Annotated in this window: 3 protein-coding genes; 1 reads left to right on the top strand and 2 read right to left on the bottom strand. The window is 28.8% G+C overall.

Features of this window, described 5'->3' with window-relative positions; genetic code table 11:
* A partial coding sequence (locus tag ACMOUI_RS11355) for a DUF1971 domain-containing protein (RefSeq protein ID WP_418965808.1) occupies window positions 1-448 on the bottom strand: 448 nt, incomplete at its 3' end.
* Window positions 449-696: 248 nt separating this feature from the next.
* Here ACMOUI_RS11355 and ACMOUI_RS11350 point away from each other — a divergent pair.
* Window positions 697-2,052 carry an FAD-dependent oxidoreductase gene (locus ACMOUI_RS11350; protein WP_418965807.1) on the top strand — a complete coding sequence of 452 codons (1,356 nt, stop codon included), beginning with the start codon at window positions 697-699 and terminating at the stop codon, window positions 2,050-2,052.
* Between the two features lie 39 nt (window positions 2,053-2,091).
* Here ACMOUI_RS11350 and ACMOUI_RS11345 read toward each other — a convergent pair.
* A partial coding sequence (locus ACMOUI_RS11345; protein WP_418965806.1) for an alpha-galactosidase occupies window positions 2,092-3,816 on the bottom strand: 1,725 nt, incomplete at its 5' end.

Raw genomic sequence — 3,816 nt, 5'->3', positions numbered from 1 at the left:
AAGCATTCATATGTTTATCTATATCAAGATCAAATTTATAAAATTTAATTTTAAATTCTACAGGTCCTGTTAAAATAACATGATGATATCTTTCTGGAAAAATAATAAGTGGATGTTTTGGATTAACTGTATATATCTTTTCCTTTTCATCTTCCCAAATAAACTCTAATTCCCCTTTTTTCACAAGAAGATATCCCAATTTATCTTTTGGAGCCATATGTCTTTTTAAAATATCTAAAAATACTGTTTTTTCAGTCATCCAAGGCGTCTCTCCAACCTTTTCTAAACCTTCTGGTAAAATTAAATTATCAAAGATTTTTATATTCTCTAATAGTTCATCCTCTATAGCTTCTTGAATCTCTTCTTCTATAACTTCGCTTGCATCACCCTCTATATCTGGATTTAAACTTTCAAATTTTTTTTCTTCTCTTTCACAGTTACACTTCATAACAAATCACTTCCTTTTTAATTTTAAAGTAGATCTCATATTAAAATTCAAGACGTTAAAGTGTACCAAATAAAGTAATTCTTTCCTTTTATATTTTAATTTATGATAAGTTTTGAAAATGTATATTAGCAACAAATATTATAGATAGTTTTAGCAGGTTACTTTTTTGTGACTAATTTACAAACTTAAAATAAAATAGTATCTTTAATTATAAGATAAATAAATTCATATATTAAAGGAGTAATTTTATGAAAAAATGTGATATTTTAAAGGCAAAAAATTATGATGCTATTATAATAGGATTTGGTAAAGGTGGAAAAACTCTTGCAGAATTTTTGGGAAGTATAGGAAAAAATGTAGCTTTAGTTGAAAAAGATAAAAATATGTATGGAGGAACTTGCATAAATGTGGGGTGTATTCCTACAAAGATTCTTGTTAGAGAGTCAGAAAATGATAGTGACTTTAAAGAAGCTATAGAAAAAAAAGACACACTTGTCCAAAAATTAAGAGAGTCTAACTACAATAAGTTAAATTCTATTAAAAATGTTGATATCTATACCGGAATTGGAGCTTTTGAATCTGAACATCTAATCAGTGTAACTGAGAATCAAAATGAAATTATTTTAAAAGCTAATCAAATATTTATAAATACTGGATCTAAAGTAGTTATCCCTAAAATTGATGGAATTGAAAAAGTTAGAAACATCTATACTAGTACATCCATTATGGAACTAAAAAAATTGCCTCAGAAACTGGCAATAATTGGTGGAGGATACATAGGATTAGAATTTGCATCTATTTATAGTAACTTTCATTCACAAGTAACTATTTTTGAGGGTAATGATGATATTCTTCTAAAAGATGAGCCCGAAATTAGAGAGGAAGTTAAAAAAGATTTTAAAAATAGAAGTATTGATATATTAACAAAAGTTAAAATCTTAAAATTAAGTAACGTTTCCAACAATCAAGTAGAAGTTTTATTTAATAGAGATGGAAGTGATGAGCGACTAATAGTTGATGGTATCTTAATAGCAGCAGGTAGAAAAGCAAACATTGATGATTTGAAACTTGAAAATGCTGGTGTTAATTACTCTGAAAAAGGGATTTTAGTTAACGAAGTATTACAGACAAATGTTCCACATATATATGCCTTAGGTGATGTTAAAGGAGGTCCTCAATTTACATATATATCTTTGGATGATTTTAGAATAATTAAAAGTAATTTTTTAGGAAATAATACTTTAACAGTTGAATCAAGAAAATTTATCCCTTATTCTGTGTTTATTTCACCAACTTTATCAAGAGTTGGAATGACTGAAAATGAAGCTATCAATGCAGGATATAAAGTAAAAACAAAATCAGTTACAGTCTCATCTATTCCTAGAGCAAAAATTTTAGAAGAAGAGAAAGGGATTTTGAAAGCTGTTATTGATGAAATAACTGGTAAAATTCTAGGTTGTTCTCTATACTCTGTTGAATCGAGTGAAGTTATAAATCTTATCACTATGGCCATAGAAGAGGGGAAAACTTACCACTATTTAAGAGATTTTATATTTACACATCCAACTATGAGCGAATCTTTAAATATCCTATTTGATTTTTAAAAAATGAGGGAGTTTTGATAACTCCCCATTTTTTTAACTCTATATTTTTGATATTTTGAACAACTTACTTCTAAAATCTCCTAATTTTTCTAATGATTTAAAATCATGAATATCTAAAGCAACTTTTCTAAACTTAATCCCTGAATATGCAAGTTCATCTCCAAAAAACTCTTCACCTAAAATATCCTCATCTTTAATGCTATATTTAAAATCTGGATTTAACCCAGGAACAATCACATAATCAAAAGTTGAATTTGGTATAGATAACACTCTATATACACCAATTATTGCTTCACTTTTATCCTCATTTACCACCATCCAAGATATCCTTTGAAACTCATTTTCAAAAGGTGATTCAATTCTATAAAAAGTTCCAAATTGTAATAACTCTCTATTTTCTTTAAAAAATTCAATTTGCCTTTTTACATCTTCCCTCTCTCTTGAACTAATTTTATTTAAGTCTAATTCATATCCAAAAGCTCCAAAAAAAGCAACATTGGCTCTAGTCCCTATAGATGTAACCCTTCCTGTTTGATGGTTTGGGACTGCTGATACGTGAGCACCCATAGATGATATTGGATATACTATAGATGTTCCATATTGAATTTTTAATCTCTCCATAGCATCAGTATTATCACTGGTCCAAATCTGCGGCATATAATAAAGCATTCCTGGATCAAATCTATTTCCTCCACCAGCACATGATTCAAATAATATACTTGGAAATTCATTTGTTAATCGTTCCATTAATTCATAAACCCCCAATATATATCTATGAGCTACTTCTCCCTGTCTTTTTCCCTCTAAAACACCAGACCAAACCTCTGTCATATTTCTATTCATATCCCATTTAATATAAGATATCTTAGAGTTTTTCAAAATTTTAGATATTTTTTCGTATAAATATTCTCTAACTTCTTTTCTTCCCAAATCCAAAGTTAGTTGATTTCTACTTAAAGTAGATTTTCTTCCTGGAATAGATAAAGCCCAGTTTGGATTTTTTTTATAGAGTTGACTATCAGGATTCACCATCTCTGGCTCAAACCAGAGACCAAACTGTAATCCTAATTCATTTATTTTCTGAGATAACCCCTCTACCCCACTTGGTAATTTGTCCAAATTGCTCCACCAATCTCCCAATCCTGATGAATCTCCATCTCTGCTTCCAAACCACCCATCATCTAAAACAAATAGCTCTACACCTAACTCTTTAGCTTTTTTTGCTATTTGAAGAATTTTATCTTCATTGAAATCAAAATAAGTAGCTTCCCAGTTATTGATTAGTATTGGTCTAGTTTTATTTTTCCATCTACCTCTAATAAGATGATTTTGGTAAAATTTATGATAATTTTGACTTAACATATTTAATCCAGAATCAGAATAATTTATAACAACTTCTGGAGCTTGAAATGATTCTCCTCTCTCCAAAATCCATGAAAAATTAAAAGGGTTTATTCCCATATTAACTCTTATATTATCATAGTGATCCTTTTCGACTTGACCAATAAAATTTCCGCTATAAACTAAATTTATACCGATATACTCCCCTTTAAATTCATCTGCTTTTTTTTCCTTTAAAGCTAAAAAAGGATTGTTGTTAGAACTACTTGCTCCCCTTTTACTATCTATTACTACTTTATTCTGATTTATTGGTGTTGTTGTTACATTTCTTTCTCTCCCCCATGCTCCACACAGATGTAATAAATCATAATTTTTTTGAGCTATATCCAAATTGAAACTTAAAAATCTCTCTAAAGTTATATC

The sequence above is a fragment of the Cetobacterium sp. genome (assembly GCF_048470075.1).
Classification (GTDB): domain Bacteria; phylum Fusobacteriota; class Fusobacteriia; order Fusobacteriales; family Fusobacteriaceae; genus Cetobacterium_A.
Note: the sequence above shows the minus strand (reverse complement) of the source record. Positions and strands in the feature narration are given on the sequence as shown.

What these genes read in the sequence shown, in the direction of transcription:
- ACMOUI_RS11350 (WP_418965807.1), top strand. Translation starts at nt 697, where the DNA reads ATGAAAAAATGTGATATTTTAAAGGCAAAAAATTATGATGCTATTATA.